Raw genomic sequence first — 24928 nt, forward strand, 5'->3', positions numbered from 1 at the left:
CGGGCGGGCGGACAGACGGTCGGCTCGTCCCGCCCGGCCAGTCCTCGCGCACCATCCCGAACAGCACGGTGTCGTACCGCTCGCCCGCCACCAGCACGGCGCCCCGGCGCCGGCCCTCCGTCCCCGAACGGCGGGCGCGAGTCGACACTGAACACCGTTCGTCGCGCAGGTCGGCTCAGGCCGTGGCAGCGGGACCGGTCGGCAGGTGGACCGTCATGATCAGGTCGCAGGGTTCGGTGCCCGCGCCGCGATAGGCATGCGGGGTGTCGCCGTCGAACGTGGCGGTCTGTCCGGCTTCGAGGGGGTGCTCGGTGCCGTCGACGACCAGGGTCATCCGGCCGGAGGTGATACTGACGGTTTCCACGACCCCGGCCTGATGGGGATGGCTGGGGTATTCCTCGTCCGGTTGCAGTTGCCAGCGCCAGACCTCGACGGGTGCCGGGCCCGAGGTCGTCAGCATGAGCCGGGCCTCGCTGCCCCTCGCTCCGGTCCACAGCGGCGCCACGGCGTCGGCGGCCACGACGCGGACGCGACCCTCGGGCGACCCCTGCATCAGGGCGGACACCGAGATGCCGAGGGTGTCGGCCAGCCGGACCAGCGTGGCCAGGTTGGGGTTGCCCTGGGCCTTCTCCAGTCCCACCAGAGCGCCCTTGCTGACCTGGGCGCGCCGGCTGAGCTCCTCCAGGGACAGGCCCGCGCGGGTGCGGGCCGCCCGGACATTGTGCGCGACCGTGCGCAGGGCTGCGGCCGTCTCGGCCACCTGATCACCATCCTTGCAAGTGGATCACTTGAATGCACCGTGCGGTCGTTTGGTTGACACGACCCGGTCGGTTCGTTGTACGGTGCGGTCGTTCCACTGAATAGTAAGGGATGCTCTGTGCTCGCTCTGCTGCTGGCCCTGGGCAGCTCACTCGCCTACGGGTGCGCCGACTTCCTCGGCGGCCTCGGCGCCCGCAAGGCACACGTGCTGCGTACCGTGATGATCGCGGCCCCGGCCAGCCTCGCGGTCGAGCTGCTGCTGTGGCCCTTCCTCGGCGCCTCGTTCAGTGCCGGCGCCCTCGGCTGGGGTGCCGCGTCGGGGGTCGCCTCGGCCGCCGCGTTCGCCATGCTCTACCGGACCCTGGCGATCGGCCCGATGAACGTGCTGTCGCCCGTGACCGCGCTGGTGTCCGCCGCGCTGCCGGTCGGGGTGGGGCTGATGCAGGGCGAGCACCTGGGCGCCGCCGGACTGGTGGGGCTGCCGCTCGCGCTGGCGGCGGTGGTGCTGGTCAGCGCCGGACACGGCGCCGGGTCCGCGCGTCCCTCCCGTACCGCGCTGCTGCTGGCCCTCGGCGCGGGCGCCGCCATCGCCCTCCAGCTGGTCTTTCTGCACCAGGCGCCGTCCGACAGCGGTGTGGCCCCGCTGATCGTGGGCCGGGCGGTCTCCTCTGCCATCACCCTGGCCGCGGCGGGGCTGCTGCACCGCAGGCTGGGATCCGAGCGGCCCGCGTACGCGATGTCGGCCGCCGCGGGTGTGTTGGACTCGCTCGCGAACCTGATGTTCCTGCTCGCCGCCCGCAGCGGGGACCTCACCGTCGTCGCCGTGATCACCGCCCTCTACCCGGCAGGCACGGTCCTGCTCGCCCGCGGCCTGCTCGCCGAACGCATCCACCGCGGCCAGCTCGTCGGCCTGGGCACCGCCGCCGTCGCCGTCGGCCTGCTCGCCCTGACCTGACCCGAGCCCACCGCCCACCACCGCACCGCACCGCACCGCACCAAGGAACGGAACCCCCATGCCCGCCTTCCACCTCACCCCCGCCGTCGCGGACGCGTTCCCCGACACCCTCATCGCTCTGGTCACCGCCACCGGCATGCGCGGCCACGAGCCCTGGCCCGGCACAACCACCGCCCTGGCGGACCTGGAGCAGCAGCTCGCCGACGGAACCTGGCAGCCCGCCGACGAGACGGACCCCCGGATCGAGGCGTGGCACACCGCCTACCGCTCCTTCGGCACCAACCCGCGCCGCATCCGCCCCAGCGTCGACGCGCTCGGCCGCCGCCTCGCCAAGAGGGGTGCCCTGCCGCGTATCAACCCGGCCGTCGACTCCTACAACGTCGTCTCCGTCCAGCACGGCCTGCCCGCCGGGGCCTTCGACCTGGACCGGGTCACCGGCGAGGTCGTCATCCGCCGGGCGGACGGCACCGAGTCCTTCACCCCGCTCGGCGAACCCGACACCACCGAGAGCCCGAAGCCCGGCGAGATCATCTACGCGGACACCACCGATGTCCTGACCCGCCACTGGAACCACCGCGACGCCCACCGCACCCGCGTCACCGAGGACTCCACGCACGTCGCCTTCGTACTCGAAACCCTCCACGCCACCTGCGACGGCCACCTCCTCACCACCGCGGCCGGGGAGTTGCAGGACCTGCTCGCCCCGCACGCCGAACAGACCGCGGTGCACTACCTCGACCTGGCACAGCCCCGGGTCACCATCTGAGCCCCCTGGGCGGGGCCGGTGCGTCAGTAGCGGTGGCCGGGCCAGTGCGGGTCCTCCCAGCGGGCGGGGCCGGTGAGGCCGAGGAGCCGTATCCGGTGGAGCAGTTCGTCGGGTGCGCCGTGGGCGATGAGGCGGGGCCGGGCGTGGTCCAGCAGCCAGGCCGTCAGTTCGGCGCGCTTCTCGTCCTCGTCATCCCACGCGTCCCAGGGAAGAGCGTCACCGAGCAGCTCGTACTCCCAGTGGTCGGCGGCTGCGACAAGGTGCCGGTCGGCCGTGGTTCCGGACTGCGACTCCCAGTGGGCGAGCCACGGGCGGAGCGTGCCGGACGCCTCGGCGTTCAGGGCGAGGAGGTCGTGGGCCGGGAAGGCGGGGGTCGGGTCGGTGAGCGTGTCGGACCACCAGGCGTGAAGGAACTCCCGTACCGCCGCGGCCTGTTCGTCGGGCCACTGCTGCCAGCGGCCTCGGGCGAACGAGCGGCCGATGTCGTCCGGATCGCGGAAGGGATCGGTGCGGCCCGCGACGAGGGACCGGGCGAACTGAGGGAGTATCCGGCGCAGCACCGACGGGTGGTCGCTCCAGTCGGGAGCCTGCCAGGTGCGTCGCAGGAGATCGTGGTCCAACTCGACGTCCGGGACCTTCAGTCGGGCGAGATCCTCGGCGCTGCCCCAGTGGCACTCGCAGTTGTGCTCGTCGGGATGGGCGGTCATTCCGCGGAAGGTGCTCGCGAGGCCGTCGAGTGCGGCGTCGAGGCGACGGCGGGCGGAGTGCGGGACAGGGGGTGCCATGGGCGTTCGCCTTCGGGGCTCCGGAGGCTGACGCCGTCCGAAGGTCGCCACCTTACCGGGAGGGGCCGACGGTGCGGCCGGCCGGCCCGACACGACGCCCCGGGCCGGCTCCGTCAACCAGCGGCAGTGCAACGCCGGTTGACGGACCGGGCTGCCCGCGATGCCGTCGGCCCGCATGTCGCTCGGGCCGGGGATCCGCCCGCTCCCCGAGTACGGGTACGGGAAGGCGTCATGCGAACCCGCAGGTCAGGCTTTGACCGTGGCCTGTTCCGGAGTGGCGTCGGTGTCGGCTCCGGCCTCGACGCGGCGCGCGGCCGGGATGGCGGCGGCGACAGCCGCCGCGACCAGGGCGACGCCGCAGCCGATCAGCAGTCCCGTACGGAAGCCGTCCTCGGAGGTGAGGCTGTAGCCGCCCATGGTGACGTTCATGTGGGAGAGGACCACGCCGATCACGGCGGCGCCGAACGAAGTGCCGAGGGAGCGCATGAGCGTGTTGAAGCCGTTGGCGGCGGCGGTCTCGGACAGCGGGACCGAGCCCATGATCAGTGCGGGCATCGCACCGTACGCCAGGCCGACACCGCTGCTGGTCACCATGCCCACCACCATGAGGCCCCACGCGGAGCCCATGAGCACCAGCGCCAGGCCGTAGCCGACCGCGATGATCAGGACGCCGCACACCAGGGTGAACTTCGGGCCCCGGGCGTCACTGAGCTTTCCGCCGAGCGGGGAGACGATCATCATCATGATGCCGCCGGGCGCCAGCCACAGGCCCGCCGCCAGCATCGACTGGCCCAGGCCGTAGCCGGTGGCGGAGGGGAGCTGAAGAAGCTGCGGCGAGATCAGCATGCTGGCGTACATGCCGAAGCCGACGAAGACGGAGGCGAGGTTGGTCATCAGCACCCGGGGACGCGCGGTGGTGCGCAGGTCGACCAACGGGTCCCGGGTACGCAGCTCCCACAGGCCCCAGGCGAGCAGCACCACGACGGCGGCGGTGAACAGGCCGAGCGTGGTGGCCGAGCCCCAGCCCCAGTCAGCGCCCTTGGAGACCGCGAGCAGCAGGCAGACCAGGCCCGCCCCGAGACCGAGCGCACCGAGCACGTCGAACCGCTGGCCCTTGGCTCCGGCCGGCACGTCGGGGATCAGGAACCAGATCAGCACCGCGACCACGGTGGCCAGGCCGGCCGAGCCCCAGAACAGCACCCGCCAGTTCGTGTACTGGGCGACCGCCGCGGCGATCGGCAGGCCGAGCGCGCCGCCGATGCCCATGGAGGCGCTGACCAGCGCGATGGAGGAGCTGAGCTTCTCCGCCGGGACCACATCACGCAGCAGGGCGATACCGAGTGGCAGCACGCCCATGCCCATGCCCTGCAGACCCCGGCCGACGATCATGGGGACGACGGACGAGGAGAGCGCGCACACCACCGAACCGACCACCAGCGGCACGGAGCACACGAGAAGCATCCGGCGCTTGCCGACCATGTCGCCCAGACGTCCGGAGACGGGCACGCAGACGGCGGACACCAGCAGGGTGACGGTGATCACCCACGCCGCGTTCGAGGGGGTGGTGCTCAGGATCTGCGGCAGCTCCGCGATGAGCGGGGTGACCAGGGTCTGCATGATCGCCGCCGTGGTGCCGGCGATGGCCAGCGTGGCGACGACGCCGCCGGTGCGGGTTGATGGCTGGGGGGCGCCCATCCGGGACTCCTCGGGTGTGTATCGGAAAAGGGTTCGGAAGAAGGTTCGAAAGGAGATTATGCATCGTACATACTCTATGCATCGAGCATGTCATATGTACGCTGCATGGGCCTGTGGGAGAATGGAAGCCGACATTCGGAAACACGCCGGGACGCCCGGACGACAGCAGGAGGCGGCAGGCGCATGACCAGGCCCACCCACGAGGTCGAGTACGAGCAGATGCTCCTCAGCCGCCACGGCCTCCTGCAGAACAAGGGCGGTCGGCGCAAGGACGGCCTGATGGACCACAGCGCCTACATCCTGCTCAGCCGCGTCCGCGTCCAGGGGCCGATGTCGATCGGTGAGCTCAGCGACGCCTTCGGGCTCGACGCCTCCACCCTCAACCGGCAGACCGCGGCCGCCATGCGCGCCGGACTCGTGGAACGCATCCCGGACCCCGAAGGCGGCATGGCCCGCAAGTTCCGGATCACCGACGAGGGCGCCCGCATGCTCGACGCGGAACGCGAGGGCCTCGTCCGCTCCCTGGAGCGGGTCATGGCCAACTGGTCGGACGAGGACATTTCCGGCTTCGCCACCTACCTGAGGCGCTTCAACACCGACATCGAGCGCCTGGGCGGCCGCCCCTGGCCGCGCCCCTGACCGTTCGCGGCACATGGTCCGTGCCCGACTCGCACGACCGCGGCGCCTCATCGGAAGGGTCCGCGGTGCGGCCGACCGGGCAATCCGCTCGACAGCGCGCCGCACCGCGCGGCAGAGTCCGTCCATGAAGCCGCAGCACTGGCCCCTGTACGGGCTCCGCCTCCGCACGCCCCGCCTGGAACCACGCCTCCCCGACCTGGAGTTGCTGGACGGCCTCGCGCCGGTCGCGGCCGTGCGGGGAGCGCCGGTCACCCTGCAACGGCTGCGGATGGACCGGGCACGCCGGGAGGAGTGCCGGAGCGTCGAGGTCACCGTCGGGGGACTCGGCGGCTGCCGGGGGGAGTTCGGGGCATGACGCTGCTGGTGCACACCTTCGTGTACGACGAGCCGGGGAAGCTGCGGCTGCTCGACGACCCCGAGGACGGCAGCGACATGGCCGGGTTCGAGAGCAGCCGGACCAAGCTCTGGGGCTCGGAGCGCGCCCGTGCGCTCGGGGCACGGTTCTTTCCCGAGCTGGCCGCCGACGACCTCTACGTACAGCCGGAGGACATCGAGGAGTTCCTCGCCGAGTGCGAGCTGCTGCGCGGGCACACGGCGGAGCTCGGTGCGCACAGCGGCTACCGGGAGGACTACGTGGCGGCCCGGCTGGCCAACATCACCCGGGCCGCGCTGCGGGCCCGGTCGGTGGGCGGCGGGGTCCTGGTCTGGTGAGCGGCGACGACGGCCGGGGACGAGTGGAGCGCGGGCACCGGGGCCGTCCGGCGACCGGAGGCGCGCGGTCGCCGGACGGCCCCGGTCAGCTCACTCGGCGGCCCAGGGGACCTGCGGCGCCCGGTAGTAGTTGACGCCGAGCGCCGAGAGCCGCGGCCCCTGCGCCCCCAGCCGCACCTTGTACGCGTCCCAGTCGTGCGTGGCCGCGGGCGACCAGCCGAGCTCCGCGACCCCGGGGAGCCGGGGGAACGCCATCTGCTCGATCTCGTCGCTGCTGGTCAGGGTCTCCGACCAGAGCGGCGCCTCGACGCCGAGGACCGAATCCTCCGGGGCGCCGGCCAGGTACGTCGCCGGGTTCCAGTCGTACGAGCGCTGGACCGAGACGTAGCCGGCCCAGGCCAGGCCCAGCTTGGTGTCCTTGTCGTACTTCATGTCGAGGTAGCTGCGGTCGGCCGGGGACAGCACCAGCTTCGTGCCGTTCACGGCGGCGTCCGCGACCTGCTTGCGCTCGGCGGCGCCCGTCCTGTCGTAGCCCCAGTACTGGGCGACCGCACCCTTCACCGGAGTGCCCCCGGTCAGCTGGTGCCAGCCGACCACGGTCTTGTCGTACTTGCCGACGATGGCCTGCGCCTTGTCCATGAAGGCCACATAGTCCTCGTGGCTGGTGGAGTGCGCCTCGTCGCCGCCGATGTGGAGGTACTTGCCGGGGGTGAGCGCGGCGAGCTCACGGACCACGTCGTCCACGAAGTCGTATGTGACGGCCTTCGGGACGCAGAGCGAGCTGAAGCCGACGTTGGTGCCGGTGTACAGCGGCGGCGCGACCCCGTTGCAGTTCAGCTCCGCGTACGAGGCGAGTGCGGCGTTGGTGTGGCCGGGCAGGTCGATCTCCGGTACGACCTCCAGGTAGCGGGAAGCCGCGTACCGGACGATCTCCTTGTAGTCGCTCTTCGTGTAGTAACCGCCGGGGCCGCCGCCGACCTCCGTCTGCCCGCCGTACGTGGCGAGCCGCGGCCAGGAGTCGATGGCGATCCGCCAGCCCTGGTCGTCGGAGAGGTGCAGATGGAGCTTGTTCATCTTGTAGAGGGCGAGCTGGTCGATGTAGCGCTTGACCTCGCCGACGGAGAAGAAGTGCCGTGAGACGTCGAGCATCGCGCTCCGGTACGCGTAGCGCGGCGCGTCCGTGACCGTGCCGCCCGCGACCGTCCACGGACCCTTCTGGGGGCTCTTCTTCTCCACGTCGGCCGGGAGCAGCTGGCGGAGCGTCTGGACGCCGTGGAAGAGCCCTGCGGGCTTGCGTGCGGTGATGGTGACGGCGCCTCGGCCGGACTTCAGGCTGTAGCCCTCGGTGCCCAGTTCGCCGTTGTGGGGGTCGAGGCGCAGCCGGATGCCGTTGCCGGCGTCGCCGGTGACCGGCAGCGCGTATCCGGTGGACGGGCGCAGGACGCCCGCCAGGTAGTCGCCGATCCGCCGGGCCTCGCCGGAGCCTGCGACGCGGATCCTGGTGTCCGCCGTGATCGTGTACGGAGTGCCACCGGGCCTGGCCTCGACGGGGGCGGGCACGATCTGGTCGAGCGGGCGGGGCGAGGCGGCGGCGGCCGGGCCGCTGTTCGCCGCCGGTCCTTCCGGTGCCGCGCCGATACTGGAGATCCCGGCCGCCGTGACGAGCAGCAGCGAGCCGAGAAGGCGGGGAAGGGCGGTGCGCTGTGTCCTGTGCAGTCTCACAAGCCGGGTCCCTTTCGACGGGTTCACACCTGTGGATCTCCTGAGCAACCGAACCATCACCATGCGTATCGTGCGCCTCACGGATGGTCAAGGTGTAGACCACTTCCCCGTTCATGCGGCTGACAGAATCTGCCCATGGCGGAAATAACACAGCGCGACGGAACCTGGACCTTCGACGGCGAAACGGTGCGGATCGTGCCGGGCCGGGGGAAGGGCGTCCACCCGCTCCGGCAGGAGCTGGGGGAATGCGTCGTCCCGCTGCAGGCGCTGGCGGGCATCTCCTTCGAGCCGGACCGCAAGGGCGGCCGGCTGCGACTGCGGCTGCGCGACGGCGCGTGCCCGGTCCTGCGCGCGGCCGGCGGCCGGCTCAAGGACGCCTCGGATCCCTACCAACTGGCCGTGGAGAAGGACCGGAGCGGGCTGGCGGAGTACTTCGTCGACGAGGTGCGCAACGCCCTGCTGGTCGAGCAGGTGCCCACCGGCGCGGTGGACGCCTTCCTGCTGCCGGGGCCCTCGGTGCCGGTCGCCGGTGGCGGCGGGGACGGCACGGCCTCGTTCGACGGGGAGACCGTCCGCCTCACCTGGAACTGGAAGGCCAATGAGGACAAGATCTCGGGCGGCCCGGTCGCGTTCCCGGTGTCGGAGGTGACCGGCGTGCACTGGGTGCCCCCCATGGGTCTGGAGAACGGGCATCTGCGCTTCGTACGGCGCGAGGGCCCGGCGTCGGCCCCGGCACCCGAGGACGACCCGTACTCACTGGATCTGTGGGGGCTGTCCAAGAAGGAGTACACGGCGGTCCTGGTCGCGGCGGCGGTCCTGGTACGGCTGCCCGACGCGGCGGCGGGGGCGGGCCCGGCCCCCGGGAGCGCCGCGCCCGCGGAGATCGCGGCCCCGGCCGCACCGGCACCGTCCGGCGACGATCACGACGCGCTGCTGCGCCGGCTGCGCGAGCTCGGCGAGCTGCACCGGTCCGGGGTCCTCACCGACGACGAGTTCACCGCCGCCAAACAGGCCGTGCTCAAGAGCCTGTAGGCGGTCCGAGACCGCAATCACACCCGACCCTGCCCGATATCGGGCAGAATTGTTGCGTAAGCGCCCCGCCCACAGCAATATCAACGAGTGCTCGAACGCCGCCCGTCGCATGACGACCTCATCGACCACCTGGTGCGCAGCACCGCGCTCCAGCGCGGTGAAGCCGCCCGGGTGATCCTTGACGTGCTGGCGTACTTCGACGAGACGACCGACGACTTCGTCCGGCGCCGCCACCGCGAACTGCAGTCCGGCGGCCTGGTCAACGCGGAGATCTTCGAGCGGATCGCGGCCGAGCTGCCGCACCGGGCGGTCGCGCCGCCGGAGCTCTCGCTCCGCCAGCTGCGCCGCATCGTCTACGGCTGAGCAACGGGCACCACAGGTACGTCGATGGAGGGGCAGAGACTTTATGTGCGGAATCGTCGGATACATCGGGAAGCGTGACGTGGCTCCGCTGCTGCTGGAAGGGCTGCAGCGGCTGGAGTACCGGGGTTACGACTCCGCGGGCATCGTCATCACCGGCAAGGCGTCGGCCGGCAAGCCCGCCGCGCTGAGGATGGTCAAGGCGAAGGGCCGGGTCCGCGAGCTGGAGGCCCGCGTTCCCAAGCGCTTCACCGGCACCACCGGTATCGCCCACACCCGCTGGGCCACCCACGGCGCCCCGAGCGACGAGAACGCGCACCCGCACCTGGACGCCGACAACAAGGTCGCCGTCGTCCACAACGGCATCATCGACAACGCCTCCGAACTCCGTGCGAAGCTCGTCGCCGACGGTGTCGTCTTCCTCTCCGAGACCGACACCGAGGTGCTGGTCCACCTGATCGCCCGTGCCCAGGCGGAGACCCTGGAGGAGAAGGTCCGCGAGGCGCTGCGCTCGGTCGAGGGCACGTACGGCATCGCCGTCATGCACGCCGACTTCAACGACCGCATCGTGGTCGCCCGCAACGGCTCCCCGGTCGTGCTCGGCATCGGCGAGAAGGAGATGTTCGTCGCCTCGGACGTCGCCGCGCTGGTCGCCCACACCCGCCAGGTCGTCACCCTGGACGACGGCGAGATGGCCACCCTCAAGGCCGACGACTTCCGTACGTACACCACGGAGGGCTCGTCCACGACGGCCACGCCGACCACCGTGGAGTGGGAGGCCGAGTCGTACGACATGGGCGGCCACGACACGTACATGCACAAGGAGATCTCCGAGCAGGCCGACGCCGTCGACCGGGTGCTGCGCGGCCGGATCGACGACCGCTTCGCCACCGTGCACCTGGGCGGCCTCAACCTGGACGCCCGCGAGGCGCGCGGGGTCCGCCGGATCAAGATCCTGGGCTGCGGCACCTCGTACCACGCGGGCCAGATCGGCGCGCAGCTGATCGAGGAGCTGGCCCGTATCCCCGCGGACGCCGAGCCCGCCTCCGAGTTCCGCTACCGCAACCCGGTCGTCGACCCGGACACGCTGTACGTCGCGGTCTCGCAGTCCGGTGAGACGTACGACGTGCTGGCCGCCGTCCAGGAGCTCAAGCGCAAGGGCGCCCGGGTGCTCGGTGTCGTCAACGTGGTGGGTTCGGCGATCGCCCGGGAGGCCGACGGCGGTACGTACGTCCACGCCGGCCCCGAGGTGTGCGTCGTCTCCACCAAGTGCTTCACCAACACGGTCGTCGCGTTCGCGCTGCTCGCCCTGCACCTGGGCCGGATCCGGGACCTGTCGGTCGCCGACGGCAAGCGGATCATCGAGGGGCTGCGCAGGCTGCCCGGCCAGATCAGCGAGATCCTGGCGAACGAGGACGAGATCAAGAAGATGGCGGCCGAGTACGCGGACGCCAAGTCGATGATGTTCATCGGCCGGGTGCGCGGCTACCCCGTCGCCCGTGAGGCCTCTCTGAAGCTCAAGGAGGTCTCGTACATCCACGCCGAGGCGTACCCGGCCTCGGAGCTGAAGCACGGGCCGCTGGCGCTGATCGAGCCCGCGATGCCGACGGTCGCGATCGTGCCGGACGACGACCTGTTGGAGAAGAACCGCGCCGCGATGGAGGAGATCAAGGCCCGCAGCGGCCGCATCCTCGCCGTCGCCCACCAGGTTCAGGAGAAGGCCGACCACACCATCGTCGTACCGAAGAACGAGAACGAGCTGGACCCGATCCTGATGGGCATCCCGCTCCAGCTCTTCGCGTACCACACGGCGCTGGCCATGGGCCGTGACATCGACAAGCCGCGCAACCTGGCGAAGTCCGTCACCGTCGAGTAGACCCCGCGTACGGGACAGCCCGTACGCACGCCCATACGCACAGAACGGCCCCGTACCCGCCGCCACCGCGGGTACGGGGCCGCTCGCCTTCGGCGGGCCGCCGTCCACGACCCCGGTGTGACCGATACCCGACGCCAACAGGGCGCGTCCCGGGGCGAGATGGCCGCGGGCGGAGGTACCGGCGCTTCCCGCAGAGATGTCGCCGTCAACGGCGAACCCCCTTCGCGAGCGCACGATCCGTTTCCGTCCGTACATCAACTGCCGGTTTACGCAGGCGATTTGACGCCATGCGGAACGAGGACGTCACACCGGACCACGGGAGTGACGGAAGAGGTCGCCGGGGCGTCGGGCGTTCAGGGGATGACGACGACCGGGCGCTGCGCACGCCGCGCGAGGCGCCCCGCCACCGAGCCGAAGATGCGGCCGACGATGCCGTGCGTGGAGCCGACGACGATGGCGTCGGCCGAGTACTCCCGGCCGACCTCCTCCAGCTCGTGGCAGATGTCCCCGCCCCGCTCGACGAGGACCCAGGGAACCTCGGAGAGGTAGTCCGCGCAGGCGAGCTCCAGGCCGAGCACCTCGGTGCGGTGATCGGGCACATCCACGAAGACGGGCGGCTCGCAGCCTGCCCAGACCGTGGTCGGCAGCCGGTTGGCGACATGGACGATGATCAGGCCGGAACCCGATCTTCGGGCCATTCCGATGGCATAGGCGAGGGCGCGCTCACTGGAGGTCGAGCCGTCGAAGCCGACCACGACCCCGTGACGGAACGCGGGATCGCACGAATGACGTGTTTCTTCGACCGTCTGCGGGTCCGACACGTGGTCGGCCACCTGCTTACGGTCGGCGGGTTCGGGGATTTCGTGACCGGCCATCGGTGTCTCGGCGAAGAGAGTCCTCGTGAGGAGAGCGACTTGGGGAAGGTGCGTCAGCGGGCGGTGTTGCGGTGTCCGGGAATCATCTTCCCAACCCCTTACCCCCAAGGGTACGGCGCCACTCCTCCACTGCCCAGACCCGCGCAAAGCGCGCGCGACGTTTCACGGAGCATGCCCGAGGCGGACCCGTATGGCAATGCCGCTTGTGCTGTACACCGACGCCACCGGGCCCGGGCGGCCGCCCTCGGTGACCGGACGGAGCCGTATCCGTCACCCCTCCGGGGCGCCGGAGGAGCTCCGTCCTCCCGGTCGGCCGCCGAATGGATCACCACCCCGCCGCCGACCGCCGGGGCCGGCGACCCGACCCCGCGAGTCACATCGCACCCCTTCCGGACCGTCCGTCCCGTTCGCGGCGATCCGCCCGGCCGGGATCCGACACCGGCCCGCCCGGCCGGGATCCGACACCGGCCCGCCCGGCGGAATCCGATCGCAGCCGGTTGCCACCGGCCCATTCCGTACGATCAGCCGTCCGACCTGCCCAGGGGGCGCAAAGAAGCGGTTGATCACCCGGGTTGTGCGCCGGTTCAATGACTGAATCACACATGCACAACCGTCTATTTTCAGCCAACTTCACACCCATGCCGATACCTTGCCGAATTGGCCGATCAACCCCCTTGTCACCAGGCAGGAAGAGACCGCGCGGTACGCTTCCACCCAACGGGGACGGGCCATGAACGCCAGGCGCCCTTCCCTGCACGGCCGCCGGATGAAACGCTTCGTGATCGAATGCTTCCCGCCAAGTTGCCTTGTCGACATAACGCCGGTTGGTGAACTTGTCACGCCGGCACCACGGGACGCAGTAGATTCGATCTTGGGTTTCGAATGTCCGGGGAACTCGTGCAGGACCGAGGGGACAAGTGCAGGTGCGACAGGCCCGTAAGGACCAGGGAGACGCGAACACCGAGGGGGGCTTAGCGTCATGAGCCAGGACTCCGCCGCCGCAACGGAGGCTGTACGGAAGCTCAGTGGCCGTCGACGACGAGAAGTCGTCGCCGTGCTGCTGTTCAGCGGCGGCCCCATCTTCGAGAGTTCGATCCCGCTTTCCGTGTTCGGAATCGACCGCCAGGACGCGGGAGTTCCGCGCTACCGACTCCTCGTCTGCGGCGGGGAAGAAGGGCCGCTGCGGACCACCGGGGGACTCGAACTCACCGCGCCCTACGGGCTGGAGGCGATCAGCAGGGCCGGCACCGTGGTGGTGCCCGCCTGGCGTTCGATCACCTCGCCGCCGCCCGCCGAGGCGCTGGAGGCGTTGCGCCGCGCCCACGAGGAGGGCGCCCGCATCGTCGGGCTGTGCACGGGCGCGTTCGTGCTCGCCGCCGCGGGCCTGCTGGACGGCCGCCCGGCGACGACACACTGGATGTACGCACCGACGCTGGCCAAGCGCTACCCGTCGGTCCACGTCGATCCGCGTGAGCTCTTCGTCGACGACGGCGATGTGCTCACCTCCGCCGGAACGGCCGCCGGGATTGATCTCTGTCTGCACATAGTCCGCACGGACCACGGCACGGAGGCCGCCGGGGCACTGGCCCGTCGGCTCGTCGTGCCGCCGCGGCGCAGTGGCGGCCAGGAGCGCTATCTCGACAGGTCTTTACCAGAGGAGATCGGCTCCGACCCGCTCGCCGAGGTCGTGGCCTGGGCGCTGGAGCATCTGCACGAGCAGTTCGACGTGGAGACGCTGGCCGCGCGCGCCTACATGAGCAGGCGGACCTTCGACCGCAGGTTCCGTTCGCTCACCGGCAGCGCACCGCTCCAGTGGCTGATCACCCAGCGGGTGCTGCAGGCGCAGCGGCTGCTGGAGACGTCCGAGTACTCGGTCGACGAGGTGGCGGGCCGCTGCGGCTTCCGCTCGCCGGTCGCGCTGCGCGGACACTTCCGGCGTCAGCTGGGCTCCTCCCCCGCCGCGTACCGGGCCGCCTACCGGGCCCGCCGTCCGCAGGGCGGTGGCGCGGAGCCCGTGGCCGCGGTGACCGAGCCGGTCGTGCCCGCCCAGGGCGGTGCGTCGGTCCGGCGTGCCACGGCCACGGCCACGCCGCCGGGCCCGCATGTCATCACGTCGCCGCCGCCCGGCCCGGGCCAGTCGGAGCAGGGGAAACCCGGCCCCGACGCGTACACGACCGGACGCCCGACCCTGCCGGGTCAACGGAGTGCCCCGTAGGGTGGGGCCATGAACGATCGCATGGTGTGGATCGACTGCGAGATGACCGGGCTCTCGTTGACGGAAGACGCACTCATCGAGGTGGCCGCGCTGGTCACCGACTCGGAGCTGAACGTGCTCGGTGAAGGGGTGGACATCGTGATCCGCCCGCCGGACGCGGCCCTGGAGACCATGCCCGAGGTGGTGCGGCAGATGCACACCGCCTCGGGTCTCCTCGACGAGCTGGCCGGGGGCACCACCCTGGCCGACGCCGAGGCCCAGGTGCTGAACTATGTCCGCGAGCATGTGAAGGAGCCCGGCAAGGCCCCGCTCTGCGGGAACTCGGTCTCCACCGACCGCGGCTTCCTGGCGCGGGACATGGCGGCCCTGGAGCGCTACCTCCACTACCGGATCGTCGATGTCTCCTCGATCAAGGAGCTGGCGCGCCGCTGGTACCCGAGGGCGTACTTCAACAGCCCGGCCAAGAACGGCAACCACCGGGCGCTCGCGGACATCCGTGACTCCATCACGGAGCTGCGCTACTACCGTGAGGCGGTCTTCGTGCCGCAGCCCGGTCCGGACTCGGAGCGCGCCAAGGCCATCGCGGCACGCGTCGCGCCGCCCGCACCGTAGGACCTTGTGAAGCCGCTGGTCATAGCCCTTTCGGGGGCTGGGATCAGCGGCTGAACAACTGGGGAGCGAGCACCCTCTCGGACCCTGTACACTTTTTCTCGGCCGGTCAGAAAAAGACCGGGCATGGTGGGTATAGCTCAGATGGTAGAGCACCTGGTTGTGGTCCAGGATGTCGCGGGTTCGAGTCCCGTTACTCACCCTGAAGGGAAGGGCCCCGGTCTTCGGACCGGGGCCCTTCTCGTGTCTGAGCCCCCCTCAGCGGGCCGCCGTGTGACGGCCGTCACGAGGAGTCGCGGACGACCAGTTCGGTGGGGAGCACGATCTGCGGATACTCCTGGGTCTCGCTCGCGATCTCCTTGAGCAGTACGCGGGCCATCGTGCGGCCCATCTCCTCGATCGGCTGGCGCACGCTGGTGAGGGCCGGGTCCAGGTGGCGGGCCACCGCCGAGTCGTCGAAGCCGATGAGGGCCACATCGTCCGGGATGCGCCGGCCGGCCTCGCCCAGCGCCTGGCGGGCGCCTGCGGCCATGACGTCGGAGGCGGCGAAGACCGTCATCGATCGGGCGGGAGATGGCGGCCAGGTCGCCGTCCTGGACCAGCTTCGGCCAGTCGACCAGGTGCGAGGTGCCGGCGATCAGGTCCTCCGGGTACGCACCGCGCAGCATCGGGCCGGTGAAGATCCGGTTGCCCACCGCGTCGATCCGGCGGGCGTCGGCCGCGCTGCCGGTCAGCGAGCGGACGTGGTGGAGGTTGAGACCGCGGGTTCTACCCGAAGGCCGAGGGCGGCGGCGCCGGGGACGGCCTGGCGTCCGCGTCGCTCACCGCCGCCGCGCCGCCGGTGAAGTCGGCCAGCACCCGCCCGTGTTCGACACGTCCGGGATGCGGGTCGGTCGCGACCCGGCGGGTCAGCTCCGCAACCTTCAGCGGCAGGTCCGAGGCGAGCAGCACGGCGTTGCCGAAGCGGCGGCCGCGCCACACGGTCGGGTCGGCGGCGAGCGCCAGTTCGGGGAAGATCGTGGCCGCGGTGGCGATCTGGCCGCGCAGATGGGTCAGCGGCGGCCCGTCCGCGAGGTTGGCGACATAGCTCCCGCCGGGTTTCAGGACCCGGCGGACCTCGGCGAGGAACTCGGTGCTGGTGAGGTGTGCGGGGGTACGGGCCCCGCTGAAGACATCGGCGATGACGAGATCCGCCCAGCCGTCCTGGATCTTCCCGAGCCCGGCGCGGGCGTCGGTGGCCCTGACCCGGATTCTGGCCTGCGGGTCCAACGGCAGTTCCCGGCGGACCAGTTGGACGAGTGCGGCGTCCACCTCGATGACCTGCTGGGTGGAACGGGGGCGGGTCGCGGCGATGTAGCGGGCGAGCGTGAAGGCCCCGCCGCCCAGGTGCACCACGTGCAGGGGCTGTCCGGGGGGTGCGACGAGATCGGCGATGTGGCCGATCCTGCGCTGGTACTCGAAGGAGAGGAACGTGGGGTCGTCGAGGTCCACGTGGGACTGCGGGGCGCCGTCCAGCGTCAGCGTCCAGGCGTGCGGCCGCTCCCGGTCGGGCACCAGCTCGGCGAGGGAACCGTCCACCGGTTCGGCGAGGGGCTCCGTCCTGCGCCCGGCGCGCCCGGCACCGCGTTCGGCCCTGCCCCCGTCCTTGCCCTCGGCCCTGTTCCCGGCCTGCTCGGTCCTGTTCCCGGCCTTGCGGTCGGATCGCTTACGGGCGCCCGCACCCCCGCTCGACGCTCCTCGACGTGCCACCGCTGCTCGTGCCTGCTCACTGCTCTTCGCTCCGGACCGGTACGGAACCGGCCGTGCCGGGGAAACCCGCCCACCTGCCCATTATGGGCGCGGGAGAGGAACCGGCGGTCAGCGGCAGTTGTCGGCCGCTTCGATCAGCCGGGCCGCCTGGTCGAGGGCGGCCCGCAGCACGGCCGGGTCGGTGACCGGGGCGTCGTCCTCGGGCGGCAGCAGCCAGCCGCTGCCGGTGACGGGCGGCTCGGCGGGGATGCGCAGCCCGCGGCCTGCGGTCTGCGTACAGGCGCTGCCCGGTACGTCCCACGCCTCGGCGGTGCCCGGGGGCACGAGGAAGCCGAGGGTGTCACAGGCGCCGTCGTGCAGGACCGGGCCGACGTCCTGCTCGGCGTCCCGGCGCAGGATGTCCACGGCCTCCAGACCCTGGCGGGCCGGAACGGTCACCAGCTCGCAGGGTTCGCCGCCGTGGTCCTCGGTGGCTGTGGTGGGCGCCGGAGCGCCCGTCGCGGCCGGGGTCGTCGCAGTCGTCCCCGAGTCGGTCTCCGTGCCGAGATGCAACAAGGGACCTCTCCTCTCATCGCCGGGCGGAGCCGGATTCCGTCTCCTCAGGGACCAACGCGCCGACGGCGTCAAGGGCTACGGTGCCACGCCGCCGCAAAGGATGGCAGTTCATGGCAGATTGCGGGCAATATGTCCTCTTTGTCGGCAAACGCAATATGTGTGACTCGTCACAGCGGGTACGTTCTTGCCCCGCCGGGACACCGGAAGCAGGAGCCCCGGCTGCAGAAGATCTGCAGAAGAGAGGTCCTCGCCCATGGTGTCGACAGGGGCAGTTCCCAACCTCGCCTTCCGGCGGCTGCGCGGCCCGCGCTCCGCCGGGGAGTTCGCTGCCGCGGTACGCAGATCCGCCCGCGAGATCGGCGAGCAGGTCGCGTGCGACGCCCGGTACATCGGACGCGTGGAGTCCGGGGAGATCCGCTGCCCCAACTACGCGTACGAACGGGTCTTCCTGCACATGTTCCCCGGAACGACCCTGGCGGACCTGGGCTTCTCACCGCGTGAATCCGTACGCGGCCGGGGAGCGCGGGCCACTGCCGAAACTCCACCGCCCCCCACGCTACACAGCGACACCGACGAGGAGAGCGACGTGCTGCGTCGCGTATTCATGACCGGCGGCACCACCGCGATGGCGACCGCGACCCTGGGCCTGGGCCTCGGTGGCACCTCCGCCGCTGCCGCCGCCCTGCCCGATCCGCACAGGGTCGGCGAGACCGAGGTGAGCGCCGTCGAAAAGGCGGTGCGGCAGATCCGGCTGCTCGACGACCGGCACGGCGGTGACGGCCTGTACCGCAGGGCGTCCCAGCCGCTGCGGGCGGCGTACGCGCTGCTCGACTCCGGGACGGCCACCAAGCGCTCCACCGCCGACAGGCTGCATGCCGGAGCGGGCGAGCTGGCCATCTCGGTGGGCTGGCTGGCCCATGACTCGGGCCGGCTCGAGGACGCCCGCTCGCACTATGCGGAGGCGCTCGCCACGGCGCGGGTGGCCGGTGACGCGGGGCTGGAGGCGCATGCGTTCTGCAATGCGTCGTTCCTGGCCCGGGACACCGGGCGGCCCCGCGAGTCCGTGCGCGCGGCGGAGGCCGGACAGCGGGCGGCGCAGCCGCTGGGCTCGCCCCGGCTGCTGGCGCTGCTCGCGCTGCGGGAGGCGGGGGGCCGGGCGGGGCTCGGGGACCGTACGGGCTGCGACCGGGCGATCGGCCGGGCGCACACCGCGTTCGGGCGCGGTCCGTCCGACGCCGATCCGGAATGGATGACCTTCTTCCGGGAGGCGGAGCTGGAGATGCTGGAGGCGCAGTGCTGGTCGGCGCTGGGCGACTGGTCGCGGGCGGCCCGGCACGCGCGGCGGGCCACCCGGCTCCAGGACCCGCACTTCACCCGGAACATGGCGCTGTACCGGGCCGAGCTGACCTGGGACCTCGCCCGCGCGGGCCGGGCCGCGGAGGCGGCGACGACGGGCCATCAGGTGCTGGACCTGCTGGACCGCGTCCAGTCGACCCGCATCCGGGCGATGCTGGCCCAGGCGGTGGGGGTGCTGATGCCGCAGCGGGACGTGGCGGAGGTACGGGGGTTCCTGGAGCGGTACGCGGAGGCGACGGAGGCCGCCACCGCGTAGACGCGAGAGGCCCTGGGCCGTGTCCGTGAAGTCCCGCCTGGCTCGCGACGCCCTCCGGGCGTACGGCGGGACGTTACGGACACGGCCTAGTGGTCCAGGTGGCCCGTGTCGTTCCAGCGTTCGATCGCGGGCGCGCCGTACGCCCATCCCAGCACCGACAGCGACGTCGGATCGAGCCGGATGCGCGCCGCGAACGACACGTCCTCGCCGAGCCACCGCGCCCCCAGCGCCCGCAGGATGTGACCGTGGGCGAAGACCAGCACATCGCGGTCGGCCGAGCGGGCCCACGCCACGATCTCGTCGGCGCGGGCGGACAGCTCGGCCAGGGTCTCCCCCTCCGGCACCCCGTCACGCCAGATGAACCAGTCCGGACGGATCGCCTTGATCTCGGCCGGGGTCATCCCCTCGTACGCCCCGTAGTCCCACTCCATGAGCGCGTCCCACGGCTCGGCCCGGTCCGCGAATCCCGCGATCTCGCAGGTCTCCCTGGCCCGCAGCAACGGGCTGGTGCGTACTTCCAGGCCCGGCAGGTCCGCCCACGGCCTGCGCCGCAGCCGCTCGCCGAGGAGCTTCGCGCCCGCACGGCCGGTGTCGAGCAGCGGGATGTCCGTCCTGCCGGTGTGATTGCCCTTGACGGACCATTCCGTCTGGCCGTGCCGGGCGAGCAGGATACGCGGTGCCATGACGGCTCTCCCTGAACTGAGATCTGAGGCCGGTGATCGGGACGACACGGATCATCCGGTTTTCCCATCATCGCGCACGTGATCGCGAGGCAACCTTCGGGGCCGAACCGACGTCCCACTCTGCGCGGAGAAATCTGTACGCACCCGGGGCTCCGGAAAGGACCCCTGGCCGAACCCCGACCGACCCACGCCGTACGGTTGAACGCCCGCCGTCGGTCGCATGAACACATGATGGAGAGCTTCCGGATGCAGCATGCCAGCACCGCGCCCGTGCCGCGCCCGCGGCCCCGTTGGTGGACCGAGCTGCCGCTGCTGGCTCTGGTGTACGCGGCCTATTCGGCGGGCCGGCTGGTGGCGCGCGGCGACGTGTCCACCGCCGTCGACCACGGACTGAGCATCCTGCGCCTGGAGAAGGCGCTCCACATCAACGCCGAGCACCCGCTCAACCGGCTGTTCACCGCGCACCCCTCGATCGGCATACCCTCCGACTTCGCGTACGCGTCCCTGCACTACCTCGTCACCCCGGCCGTCCTGATCTGGCTCTTCCGCCGCCGCCAGGAGGTGTACCGCAGGGCCCGCACCTGGCTGATGACCTCCACGATGTTCGGCCTGATCGGCTTCACCCTGCTGCCGACCTGCCCGCCCCGGCTGCTGGAGGCCCAGTACGGCTTCGTCGACACGATGGCCCAGTACAGCTCGTACGGCTGGTGGGGCACGGAGGCCAGCGCCCCGCGCGGCATGGGCGGAATGACCAATCAGTACGCGGCGATGCCGAGCCTGCACGTCGGCTGGGCACTCTGGTGCGGAATCCTGCTGTGGCGCCACAGCAAGAACCCGTACATCCGGGCCGCCGGCATCGCCTACCCCCTGATCACCACGTTCGTGGTGATGGGCACGGCCAACCACTACCTCCTCGACGCGGTCGCGGGCGCCGCCGTGATGGGCGTCGGAGCCCTGCTGGCCCGGCCCGTGATGCGTCTCGCGGACCGGATCGGTGACCGGGTCCAAGCGCGCTTCCCACGGTTCGCCCCGGTCGCGAAGTCCCCGATTGTCAGTGCCGGATGCAAGACTTCCGCGGGTGAGCGAATCCCTGGCCAGCGGACCACCTCCGCAGACTCCCCCGATGCCGCGGCATCGGCCGACGCAGGCGCCTCGGCCGGTCGCGTACCCCGGGCCGACCCAGGCGCCCCCGCAGGAGCGGGAGCAGCGGGGGACGACGCTCCGGCAGCGGCTCGCTGAGCTGCGAGGACCGACCGTCCCGCCTCGTCCGCTGGACGCCCGCGCGCTGGCCGCCCTCGCCGCCAACCCCGGCTGCCGGCGCCGCGCCCTGCTGGACGGCGCCGGGGTGGACAAGGCGGTGCTGGCCACGGCGCTCGGTTCGCCGGCCCCCTTCGGGCAGTCGCAGTTCGCCTTCGTCCGGGGCAACGCCTTCGAGGCCAAGGTCAAGGCCGACGGCGGCACGGAGCTGATGCGGCTGCTGCACGAGCGCCTCGGCGGCGGTGGTGAGGCGCCGCGCGAGGTCTCGGTGCCCGATCTGACCGCGGCGGGCCCCGAGGGCCGCGCGGCGCGTACGGCGCTCGCTCTGCGGGAGGCGACCGAGGCGGGTGGCTGGGCGCTGCTGGACCACCCGATGCTGGCCCTGGAGGTGGCGGGCTCCCCCGCCTATCTGGAGCCGGACGCGGTGGCGGTGCACCCCGACGGCACGTGGACGGTCGTCGAGATCAAGTCCTTCCCCATGATCGACGGCTCGGCCGACGCGGCGAAGGTCGGCGCGGCGGCCCGGCAGTCCGCCGTCTATGTGCTGGCGCTGGAGCGGATCGCGGAGCTGACCGAGGGCGCCGAGGTCGGCCACCGGGTGCTGCTGGTCTGCCCGAAGGACTTCTCCAATCTGCCCACCGCCTCGGTCGTCGACGTACGCAAGCAGCGCGCGGTCACCCGCCGTCAGCTGACCAGGCTGACCCGGATCGAGGACATCGCGGCGACCCTGCCCGAGGGCACCACCTTCGACCTGGAGTGCTCCCGGCAGCAGCTCGACGCCGCGGTCGAATCGGTCGGCGCGGCGTACGCCCCGGAGTGCCTGGCCGCCTGCGAGCTGGCCTTCCACTGCCGGGCGAAGGCACGCGAGGCCGGTGCGGTGGAGGCGCTGGGGCGGAGTGTGCGCGGCGAGCTCGGCGGGCTGACCACGGTGGGCGAGGTGCTGGCGGCCGCCGCGGGCAAGGAGGGCGACCCGGCGGATCCGACGGTCGCGGCCCTGCGGCGCGCGGCGGCCCTGCGCGCCGAGGCGCTGGAGGGCGGTCCGGCATGTCGCTGATCAGCACCCTGGCCCGACTGGAGGCCGTGGAGAGCGGCCGGGCGCAGCCGACGACGACGGTCCGGCACCGCCATCTCACCGACCGGCCTCTCGTCGTGGTTCCGCTGACCACGGCCGGTGAGGCGGGTGCCCCGCTGGGCGCGCTCGTCGGAACGGACCGGGAGGCGCCCCGGCTGCTGGCGGTCTCGCAGCCGCGCGACCGGGATCTGCGGTTCGCGTTCCTCGCCGAGCTGGCCGAGGCGGTGCTGCCGCACATCGAGGCGTACGAGGATGTCGTCGAGCCGGCCGAGCGCAACGAGACCGATCCGGGTACCGGGAAGAAGGTCAAGGTCGAGGTCGAGCTGTGCGCGGACGCGCCGCAGATCGTCGTGCCGAGCCGGGCGGGCATCGAGTTCGTCCGGCTGCTGGGTCGCTCCATGCGGTTCCGGCGCACGGCCGAGGACGACCCCGACACCCCGTACCCCGCCCCTGCCCGGGTCCCGCTGCTGGGCCGCTGGCTGACGCACTACGGGGAGCGGGCCAGGGTGCCCGGCTCCTCGCTGCTGCTCGCCGCGACCGATCTGCTGAACCGGCACTGGGCGACCGGGCAGAGCAGCCTGGAGGATCAGCATCTGGGTGCGCTGCTGGCCTGGATCGACGCACCGACGGGCGAGCCGGGCGCCGCGGCGGCGCTCCGTGCCGAGCTGGAGCGGGACGGCGAGGGACAGCTGCTGTGCCCGCCGGCCGGTCCGGCCACGGACCCGGCGTTCGACAACCGGCTGCTGGCGCCCGCCATCGAGAAGTACGACCGGGCGCGCACCTCGCTCGCGGCCGCCGAGGACGGTCTGGCGGCCGATGCCCGGCTCGGCGAACTGACGGCCGCCGAGCGGGAGATCAGGGCCCTGCTGGCCAGGGTGACGCGGCCGACGTGGGACGCGGTGTGGCGGGGGCTCGACCTGCTGCGGGAGCTCCCCGAGGGGTCCAGGTCCGAGGACCGCTGGACCAGGGACCGCTGGTCGTTCACCGGTCACCGGGACCGGGTGCGTTCGGGCGAGCCGCCGCAGCCGCGCCGGGACGACGCGGTGACGGCGGCGCAGAAGCTGGCCTCGCGGGAGACGGCGCAGGCCCAGCTGGAGGCGCAGGAGGCGCTGGACGATCCGCTGGTGCTGGCCGGGCGGCGGCTGGCCGGTGAGGCGTTCGTCGCCGAGGTGACGGAGGTGGTGATGGCGTACAGCGAGTCCAAGCGCCCGTCGCCGCGCCCGCTGGTCACGGTCCGTACGGACGAGCACCCGCATCTCGGCGAGCGCACCAAGGTGTACCGCTCGCTGGACGGCAGGCCGCAGACCGCCGAGTTCGTGGAGTACGCCGAGCCGACGGACGGGGGCGCGCCGCTGCTGGTGCTGCGGATCCTCGACCGGATGGGCCGGAGCAAGGAGCCGGCGCCGGGTTCGGTGCCCGAGCCGGGCGACCGGATCGCCTGGACGCTCTTCGAGCACGATCAGCGCGGCGGCCCGAAGCTGCCGGACCCGGAGGAGACGCCCTGGACGCACGGCGGGCCGCCGGGCGCCGCTGCCGGGCACGCCGAGAGCCCCGATCCCGTGACCGCGGAGGACCTTCTGTGACGGCCGTATTCGACCCGGGCGCCCAGGCCGCGCGGGCGACCGACGCGATCCTCGCCGACACCCTGGGCGGTACGTCGCGCGGCATCGTGGTGGACTCCCCGCCGGGCGCGGGCAAGTCGACGCTCGTGGTGCGCGCCGCCCTCGAACTCGCGTCGGCCGGGCATCCGCTGATGGTGGTCGCGCAGACCAACGCCCAGGTCGACGACCTGGTGGTGCGGCTGGCCGAGAAGGATCCGGGGCTGCCGGTCGGCCGGTTGCACAGCAATGACACCGACCCGTACGACAAGGTGCTGGACGGGCTGGCCAACGTACGGAAGTCGGCGAAGGCGTCCGATCTCGCCGGGCTCGACGTCGTCATCTCGACGGCAGCGAAGTGGGCCCATGTGAAGAACGTCGAGCCGTGGGGCCACGCGATCGTCGACGAGGCGTACCAGATGCGTTCGGACGCGCTGCTGGCCGTCGCGGGGCTCTTCGAGCGGGCGCTGTTCGTCGGCGATCCCGGCCAGTTGGACCCGTTCTCCATCGTGGGCGCGGACCAGTGGGCGGGGCTCTCGTACGACCCGTCCGCGAGTGCGGTCTCCACGCTGCTCGCGCACAATCCCCAACTGCCGCAGCACCGGCTGCCGGTGTCGTGGCGGCTGCCCGCCTCCGCCGCGCCGCTGGTCTCGGACGCGTTCTACCCGTACACCCCGTTCCGCAGCGGTACGGACCACGGCGACCGGCGGCTGTCGTTCGGTGTGGCGTCCGACGGCTCGGCCCCGGACCGGGTGCTGGACGAGGCCGCGGAGTCCGGCTGGGGTCTGCTCGAACTCCCGGCCAGGCACACCCCGCGCACCGACCCGGAGGCGGTGCGCGCGGTGGCCCTGGTCGTCCGCCGGCTGCTGGACCGGGGCGGCGCGGCGACGAGCGAGCGCTCCCCCGACCCGGTTCCGGTGACGGCGGACCGGGTCGCGGTCGGCACCGCCCATCGCGACCAGGCCGCGGCGGTGCGGGCGGCGCTCGCGGAGCTGGGTGTGAGCGGCGTCGCAGTGGACACGGCGAACCGGCTCCAGGGCCGCGAGTTCGATGTGACGGTGGTCCTGCACCCGCTCTCCGGCCGCCCGGACGCCACGGCCTTCCACCTGGAGACGGGCCGGCTCTGCGTGCTGGCTTCGCGCCATCGGCACGCCTGCATCGTGGTGTGCCGGGCGGGCGTCACCGAGCTGCTGGACGAGCACCCGTCGACGGAGCCGGTGCAGCTGGGCGTCACGGTGAAGTTCCCGGACGGCTGGGAGGCGAACCATTCGGTGCTGGCGCATCTGGCGGAGCACCGGGTGCGGTGGGAGAGGTGACGGCGGCCGTACCCCCGGTCCGGCAGTGCCCCGGGCCCTCTTGCGGGACGTTGGACAATGGAGGGTGGCCAGCGGGCCGACCCAAGG

General features: G+C 72.0%; 24 protein-coding genes, 1 tRNA gene and 1 pseudogene. 16 read left to right on the plus strand and 10 right to left on the minus strand.

The annotated features are described in order from the left end of the window. Positions 1–175: 175 nt before the first annotated feature. Complete coding sequence (locus tag OG978_RS14985; RefSeq protein WP_326765714.1) at positions 176–760, minus strand: helix-turn-helix domain-containing protein; 585 nt, start codon at positions 758–760, stop codon at positions 176–178. A gap of 117 nt (positions 761–877) precedes the next feature. Between OG978_RS14985 and OG978_RS14990 the strand changes: the two genes are divergently transcribed. Then, positions 878–1714 carry an EamA family transporter gene (locus tag OG978_RS14990; protein WP_326765715.1) on the plus strand — a complete coding sequence of 279 codons (837 nt, stop codon included), beginning with the start codon at positions 878–880 and terminating at the stop codon, positions 1712–1714. A 58-nt stretch (positions 1715–1772) separates the two neighbouring features. Beyond that, positions 1773–2480 carry a B3/B4 domain-containing protein gene (locus tag OG978_RS14995; RefSeq protein ID WP_326765716.1) on the plus strand — a complete coding sequence of 236 codons (708 nt, stop codon included), beginning with the start codon at positions 1773–1775 and terminating at the stop codon, positions 2478–2480. Between the two features lie 23 nt (positions 2481–2503). On the opposite strand, the gene OG978_RS15000 is transcribed toward OG978_RS14995, so the two are convergent. Both OG978_RS15000 and OG978_RS15005 read right to left on the minus strand, forming a co-directional pair. Further along, positions 2504–3265: a hypothetical protein gene (locus OG978_RS15000; RefSeq protein WP_326765717.1), complete on the minus strand. Its 762-nt coding sequence runs from the start codon at positions 3263–3265 to the stop codon at positions 2504–2506. A 246-nt stretch (positions 3266–3511) separates the two neighbouring features. Further along, positions 3512–4960, minus strand: a complete 1449-nt coding sequence (locus OG978_RS15005) for an MFS transporter (protein ID WP_326765718.1) — start codon at positions 4958–4960, stop codon at positions 3512–3514. Between the two features lie 183 nt (positions 4961–5143). Here OG978_RS15005 and OG978_RS15010 point away from each other — a divergent pair, with 183 nt between their 5' ends. The 3 genes from OG978_RS15010 to OG978_RS15020 all read left to right on the plus strand — a co-directional run bounded on the left by OG978_RS15010 (position 5144) and on the right by OG978_RS15020 (position 6310). Beyond that, positions 5144–5599, plus strand: coding sequence for a MarR family winged helix-turn-helix transcriptional regulator (locus OG978_RS15010; protein WP_326765719.1), 456 nt, complete (start codon positions 5144–5146; stop codon positions 5597–5599). A gap of 124 nt (positions 5600–5723) precedes the next feature. Continuing rightward, a complete protein-coding gene (locus OG978_RS15015; RefSeq protein WP_326765720.1) occupies positions 5724–5954 on the plus strand; it encodes a hypothetical protein in 231 nt (76 codons plus the stop codon). Then, on the plus strand, positions 5951–6310 hold the full coding sequence (locus OG978_RS15020; RefSeq protein ID WP_326765721.1) for a hypothetical protein: 360 nt from the start codon (positions 5951–5953) through the stop codon (positions 6308–6310). The genes OG978_RS15015 and OG978_RS15020 overlap by 4 nt, the downstream gene beginning before the upstream one ends. A gap of 90 nt (positions 6311–6400) precedes the next feature. Here OG978_RS15020 and OG978_RS15025 read toward each other — a convergent pair whose 3' ends face one another. Next, entirely contained in the window at positions 6401–8032 is a 1632-nt protein-coding gene (locus OG978_RS15025; protein WP_326765722.1) for a beta-N-acetylhexosaminidase, read from the minus strand. A 135-nt stretch (positions 8033–8167) separates the two neighbouring features. Here OG978_RS15025 and OG978_RS15030 point away from each other — a divergent pair, with 135 nt between their 5' ends. From OG978_RS15030 to glmS, 3 genes are all read left to right on the plus strand, one after another. Then, positions 8168–9064, plus strand: coding sequence for a DUF4429 domain-containing protein (locus tag OG978_RS15030; RefSeq protein ID WP_326765724.1), 897 nt, complete (start codon positions 8168–8170; stop codon positions 9062–9064). Positions 9065–9151: 87 nt separating this feature from the next. Then, on the plus strand, positions 9152–9427 hold the full coding sequence (locus tag OG978_RS15035; protein WP_072489218.1) for a hypothetical protein: 276 nt from the start codon (positions 9152–9154) through the stop codon (positions 9425–9427). Between the two features lie 43 nt (positions 9428–9470). Further along, on the plus strand, positions 9471–11300 hold the full coding sequence (gene glmS, locus OG978_RS15040; protein ID WP_326765725.1) for a glutamine--fructose-6-phosphate transaminase (isomerizing): 1830 nt from the start codon (positions 9471–9473) through the stop codon (positions 11298–11300). Between the two features lie 353 nt (positions 11301–11653). On the opposite strand, the gene OG978_RS15045 is transcribed toward glmS, so the two are convergent. Continuing rightward, positions 11654–12175: a universal stress protein gene (locus tag OG978_RS15045; RefSeq protein ID WP_326765726.1), complete on the minus strand. Its 522-nt coding sequence runs from the start codon at positions 12173–12175 to the stop codon at positions 11654–11656. A gap of 979 nt (positions 12176–13154) precedes the next feature. On the opposite strand from OG978_RS15045, the gene OG978_RS15050 reads away from it, so the two are divergent. From OG978_RS15050 to OG978_RS15060, 3 genes are all read left to right on the plus strand, one after another. Beyond that, positions 13155–14390, plus strand: coding sequence for a helix-turn-helix domain-containing protein (locus tag OG978_RS15050; protein WP_326765727.1), 1236 nt, complete (start codon positions 13155–13157; stop codon positions 14388–14390). A gap of 9 nt (positions 14391–14399) precedes the next feature. Then, positions 14400–15002 (plus strand): oligoribonuclease, encoded by a 603-nt coding sequence (gene orn, locus OG978_RS15055; protein ID WP_326765728.1) that lies wholly within the window; start codon positions 14400–14402, stop codon positions 15000–15002. Positions 15003–15128: 126 nt separating this feature from the next. Beyond that, positions 15129–15201, plus strand: a tRNA-His gene (locus tag OG978_RS15060). A gap of 81 nt (positions 15202–15282) precedes the next feature. Here OG978_RS15060 and OG978_RS15065 read toward each other — a convergent pair. The 4 genes and pseudogenes from OG978_RS15065 to OG978_RS15080 all read right to left on the minus strand — a co-directional run bounded on the left by OG978_RS15065 (position 15283) and on the right by OG978_RS15080 (position 17303). Then, entirely contained in the window at positions 15283–15558 is a 276-nt protein-coding gene (locus tag OG978_RS15065; protein ID WP_442817689.1) for a substrate-binding domain-containing protein, read from the minus strand. Beyond that, a pseudogene (locus OG978_RS15070) lies at positions 15557–15760 on the minus strand (beta-glucosidase); the annotation flags it as partial. The gene OG978_RS15065 and the pseudogene OG978_RS15070, both read right to left, overlap by 2 nt. Positions 15761–15767: 7 nt before the next feature. After that, complete coding sequence (locus tag OG978_RS15075) at positions 15768–16748, minus strand: spermidine synthase (RefSeq protein WP_442817690.1); 981 nt, start codon at positions 16746–16748, stop codon at positions 15768–15770. Positions 16749–16856: 108 nt separating this feature from the next. Then, positions 16857–17303, minus strand: coding sequence for a hypothetical protein (locus OG978_RS15080; RefSeq protein WP_326765729.1), 447 nt, complete (start codon positions 17301–17303; stop codon positions 16857–16859). 253 nt (positions 17304–17556) lie between these two features. On the opposite strand from OG978_RS15080, the gene OG978_RS15085 reads away from it, so the two are divergent. Continuing rightward, positions 17557–18915: a tetratricopeptide repeat protein gene (locus OG978_RS15085; protein ID WP_326765730.1), complete on the plus strand. Its 1359-nt coding sequence runs from the start codon at positions 17557–17559 to the stop codon at positions 18913–18915. Positions 18916–19001: 86 nt separating this feature from the next. Here the strand turns inward: OG978_RS15085 and OG978_RS15090 are convergent, their stop codons facing one another. Continuing rightward, positions 19002–19598, minus strand: coding sequence for a histidine phosphatase family protein (locus OG978_RS15090; RefSeq protein ID WP_326765731.1), 597 nt, complete (start codon positions 19596–19598; stop codon positions 19002–19004). A 246-nt stretch (positions 19599–19844) separates the two neighbouring features. On the opposite strand from OG978_RS15090, the gene OG978_RS15095 reads away from it, so the two are divergent. Genes OG978_RS15095 through OG978_RS15110 form a run of 4 tightly spaced genes read left to right on the plus strand, consistent with a single transcriptional unit; the run spans position 19845 to position 24841 of the window. Next, complete coding sequence (locus OG978_RS15095) at positions 19845–20837, plus strand: phosphatase PAP2 family protein (RefSeq protein ID WP_442817691.1); 993 nt, start codon at positions 19845–19847, stop codon at positions 20835–20837. Next, a complete protein-coding gene (locus OG978_RS15100; protein WP_326765732.1) occupies positions 20722–21909 on the plus strand; it encodes a hypothetical protein in 1188 nt (395 codons plus the stop codon). Before OG978_RS15095 ends, OG978_RS15100 begins: the two co-directional genes overlap by 116 nt. Further along, the gene (locus tag OG978_RS15105) at positions 21900–23510 is read left to right on the plus strand and encodes a hypothetical protein (protein ID WP_326765733.1); all 1611 of its coding nucleotides are present in this window, start codon (positions 21900–21902) and stop codon (positions 23508–23510) included. Before OG978_RS15100 ends, OG978_RS15105 begins: the two co-directional genes overlap by 10 nt. After that, positions 23507–24841 carry an AAA domain-containing protein gene (locus tag OG978_RS15110; RefSeq protein WP_326765734.1) on the plus strand — a complete coding sequence of 445 codons (1335 nt, stop codon included), beginning with the start codon at positions 23507–23509 and terminating at the stop codon, positions 24839–24841. The genes OG978_RS15105 and OG978_RS15110 overlap by 4 nt, the downstream gene beginning before the upstream one ends. Positions 24842–24928: the final 87 nt, after the last annotated feature.

The sequence above is a fragment of the Streptomyces sp. NBC_01591 genome (assembly GCF_035918155.1).
Lineage (GTDB): Bacteria > Actinomycetota > Actinomycetes > Streptomycetales > Streptomycetaceae > Streptomyces.

Bases quoted from the DNA above. Each gene is read 5' to 3' on its own strand.
- OG978_RS15015 (WP_326765720.1), top strand. From the start codon at position 5,724: ATGAAGCCGCAGCACTGGCCCCTGTACGGGCTCCGCCTCCGCACGCCC.
- OG978_RS15005 (WP_326765718.1), bottom strand. From the start codon at position 4,960: ATGGGCGCCCCCCAGCCATCAACCCGCACCGGCGGCGTCGTCGCCACG.
- OG978_RS14995 (WP_326765716.1), top strand. From the start codon at position 1,773: ATGCCCGCCTTCCACCTCACCCCCGCCGTCGCGGACGCGTTCCCCGAC.
- OG978_RS15090 (WP_326765731.1), bottom strand. From the start codon at position 19,598: ATGGCACCGCGTATCCTGCTCGCCCGGCACGGCCAGACGGAATGGTCC.
- OG978_RS15105 (WP_326765733.1), top strand. From the start codon at position 21,900: ATGTCGCTGATCAGCACCCTGGCCCGACTGGAGGCCGTGGAGAGCGGC.
- glmS (WP_326765725.1), top strand. From the start codon at position 9,471: ATGTGCGGAATCGTCGGATACATCGGGAAGCGTGACGTGGCTCCGCTG.
- OG978_RS15100 (WP_326765732.1), top strand. From the start codon at position 20,722: ATGCCGCGGCATCGGCCGACGCAGGCGCCTCGGCCGGTCGCGTACCCC.
- OG978_RS15010 (WP_326765719.1), top strand. From the start codon at position 5,144: ATGACCAGGCCCACCCACGAGGTCGAGTACGAGCAGATGCTCCTCAGC.
- OG978_RS15095 (WP_442817691.1), top strand. From the start codon at position 19,845: ATGCAGCATGCCAGCACCGCGCCCGTGCCGCGCCCGCGGCCCCGTTGG.
- OG978_RS15000 (WP_326765717.1), bottom strand. From the start codon at position 3,265: ATGGCACCCCCTGTCCCGCACTCCGCCCGCCGTCGCCTCGACGCCGCA.
- OG978_RS15065 (WP_442817689.1), bottom strand. From the start codon at position 15,558: ATGACGGTCTTCGCCGCCTCCGACGTCATGGCCGCAGGCGCCCGCCAG.
- OG978_RS15085 (WP_326765730.1), top strand. From the start codon at position 17,557: ATGGTGTCGACAGGGGCAGTTCCCAACCTCGCCTTCCGGCGGCTGCGC.
- OG978_RS15020 (WP_326765721.1), top strand. From the start codon at position 5,951: ATGACGCTGCTGGTGCACACCTTCGTGTACGACGAGCCGGGGAAGCTG.
- OG978_RS15045 (WP_326765726.1), bottom strand. From the start codon at position 12,175: ATGGCCGGTCACGAAATCCCCGAACCCGCCGACCGTAAGCAGGTGGCC.
- OG978_RS15030 (WP_326765724.1), top strand. From the start codon at position 8,168: ATGGCGGAAATAACACAGCGCGACGGAACCTGGACCTTCGACGGCGAA.
- orn (WP_326765728.1), top strand. From the start codon at position 14,400: ATGAACGATCGCATGGTGTGGATCGACTGCGAGATGACCGGGCTCTCG.
- OG978_RS15050 (WP_326765727.1), top strand. From the start codon at position 13,155: ATGAGCCAGGACTCCGCCGCCGCAACGGAGGCTGTACGGAAGCTCAGT.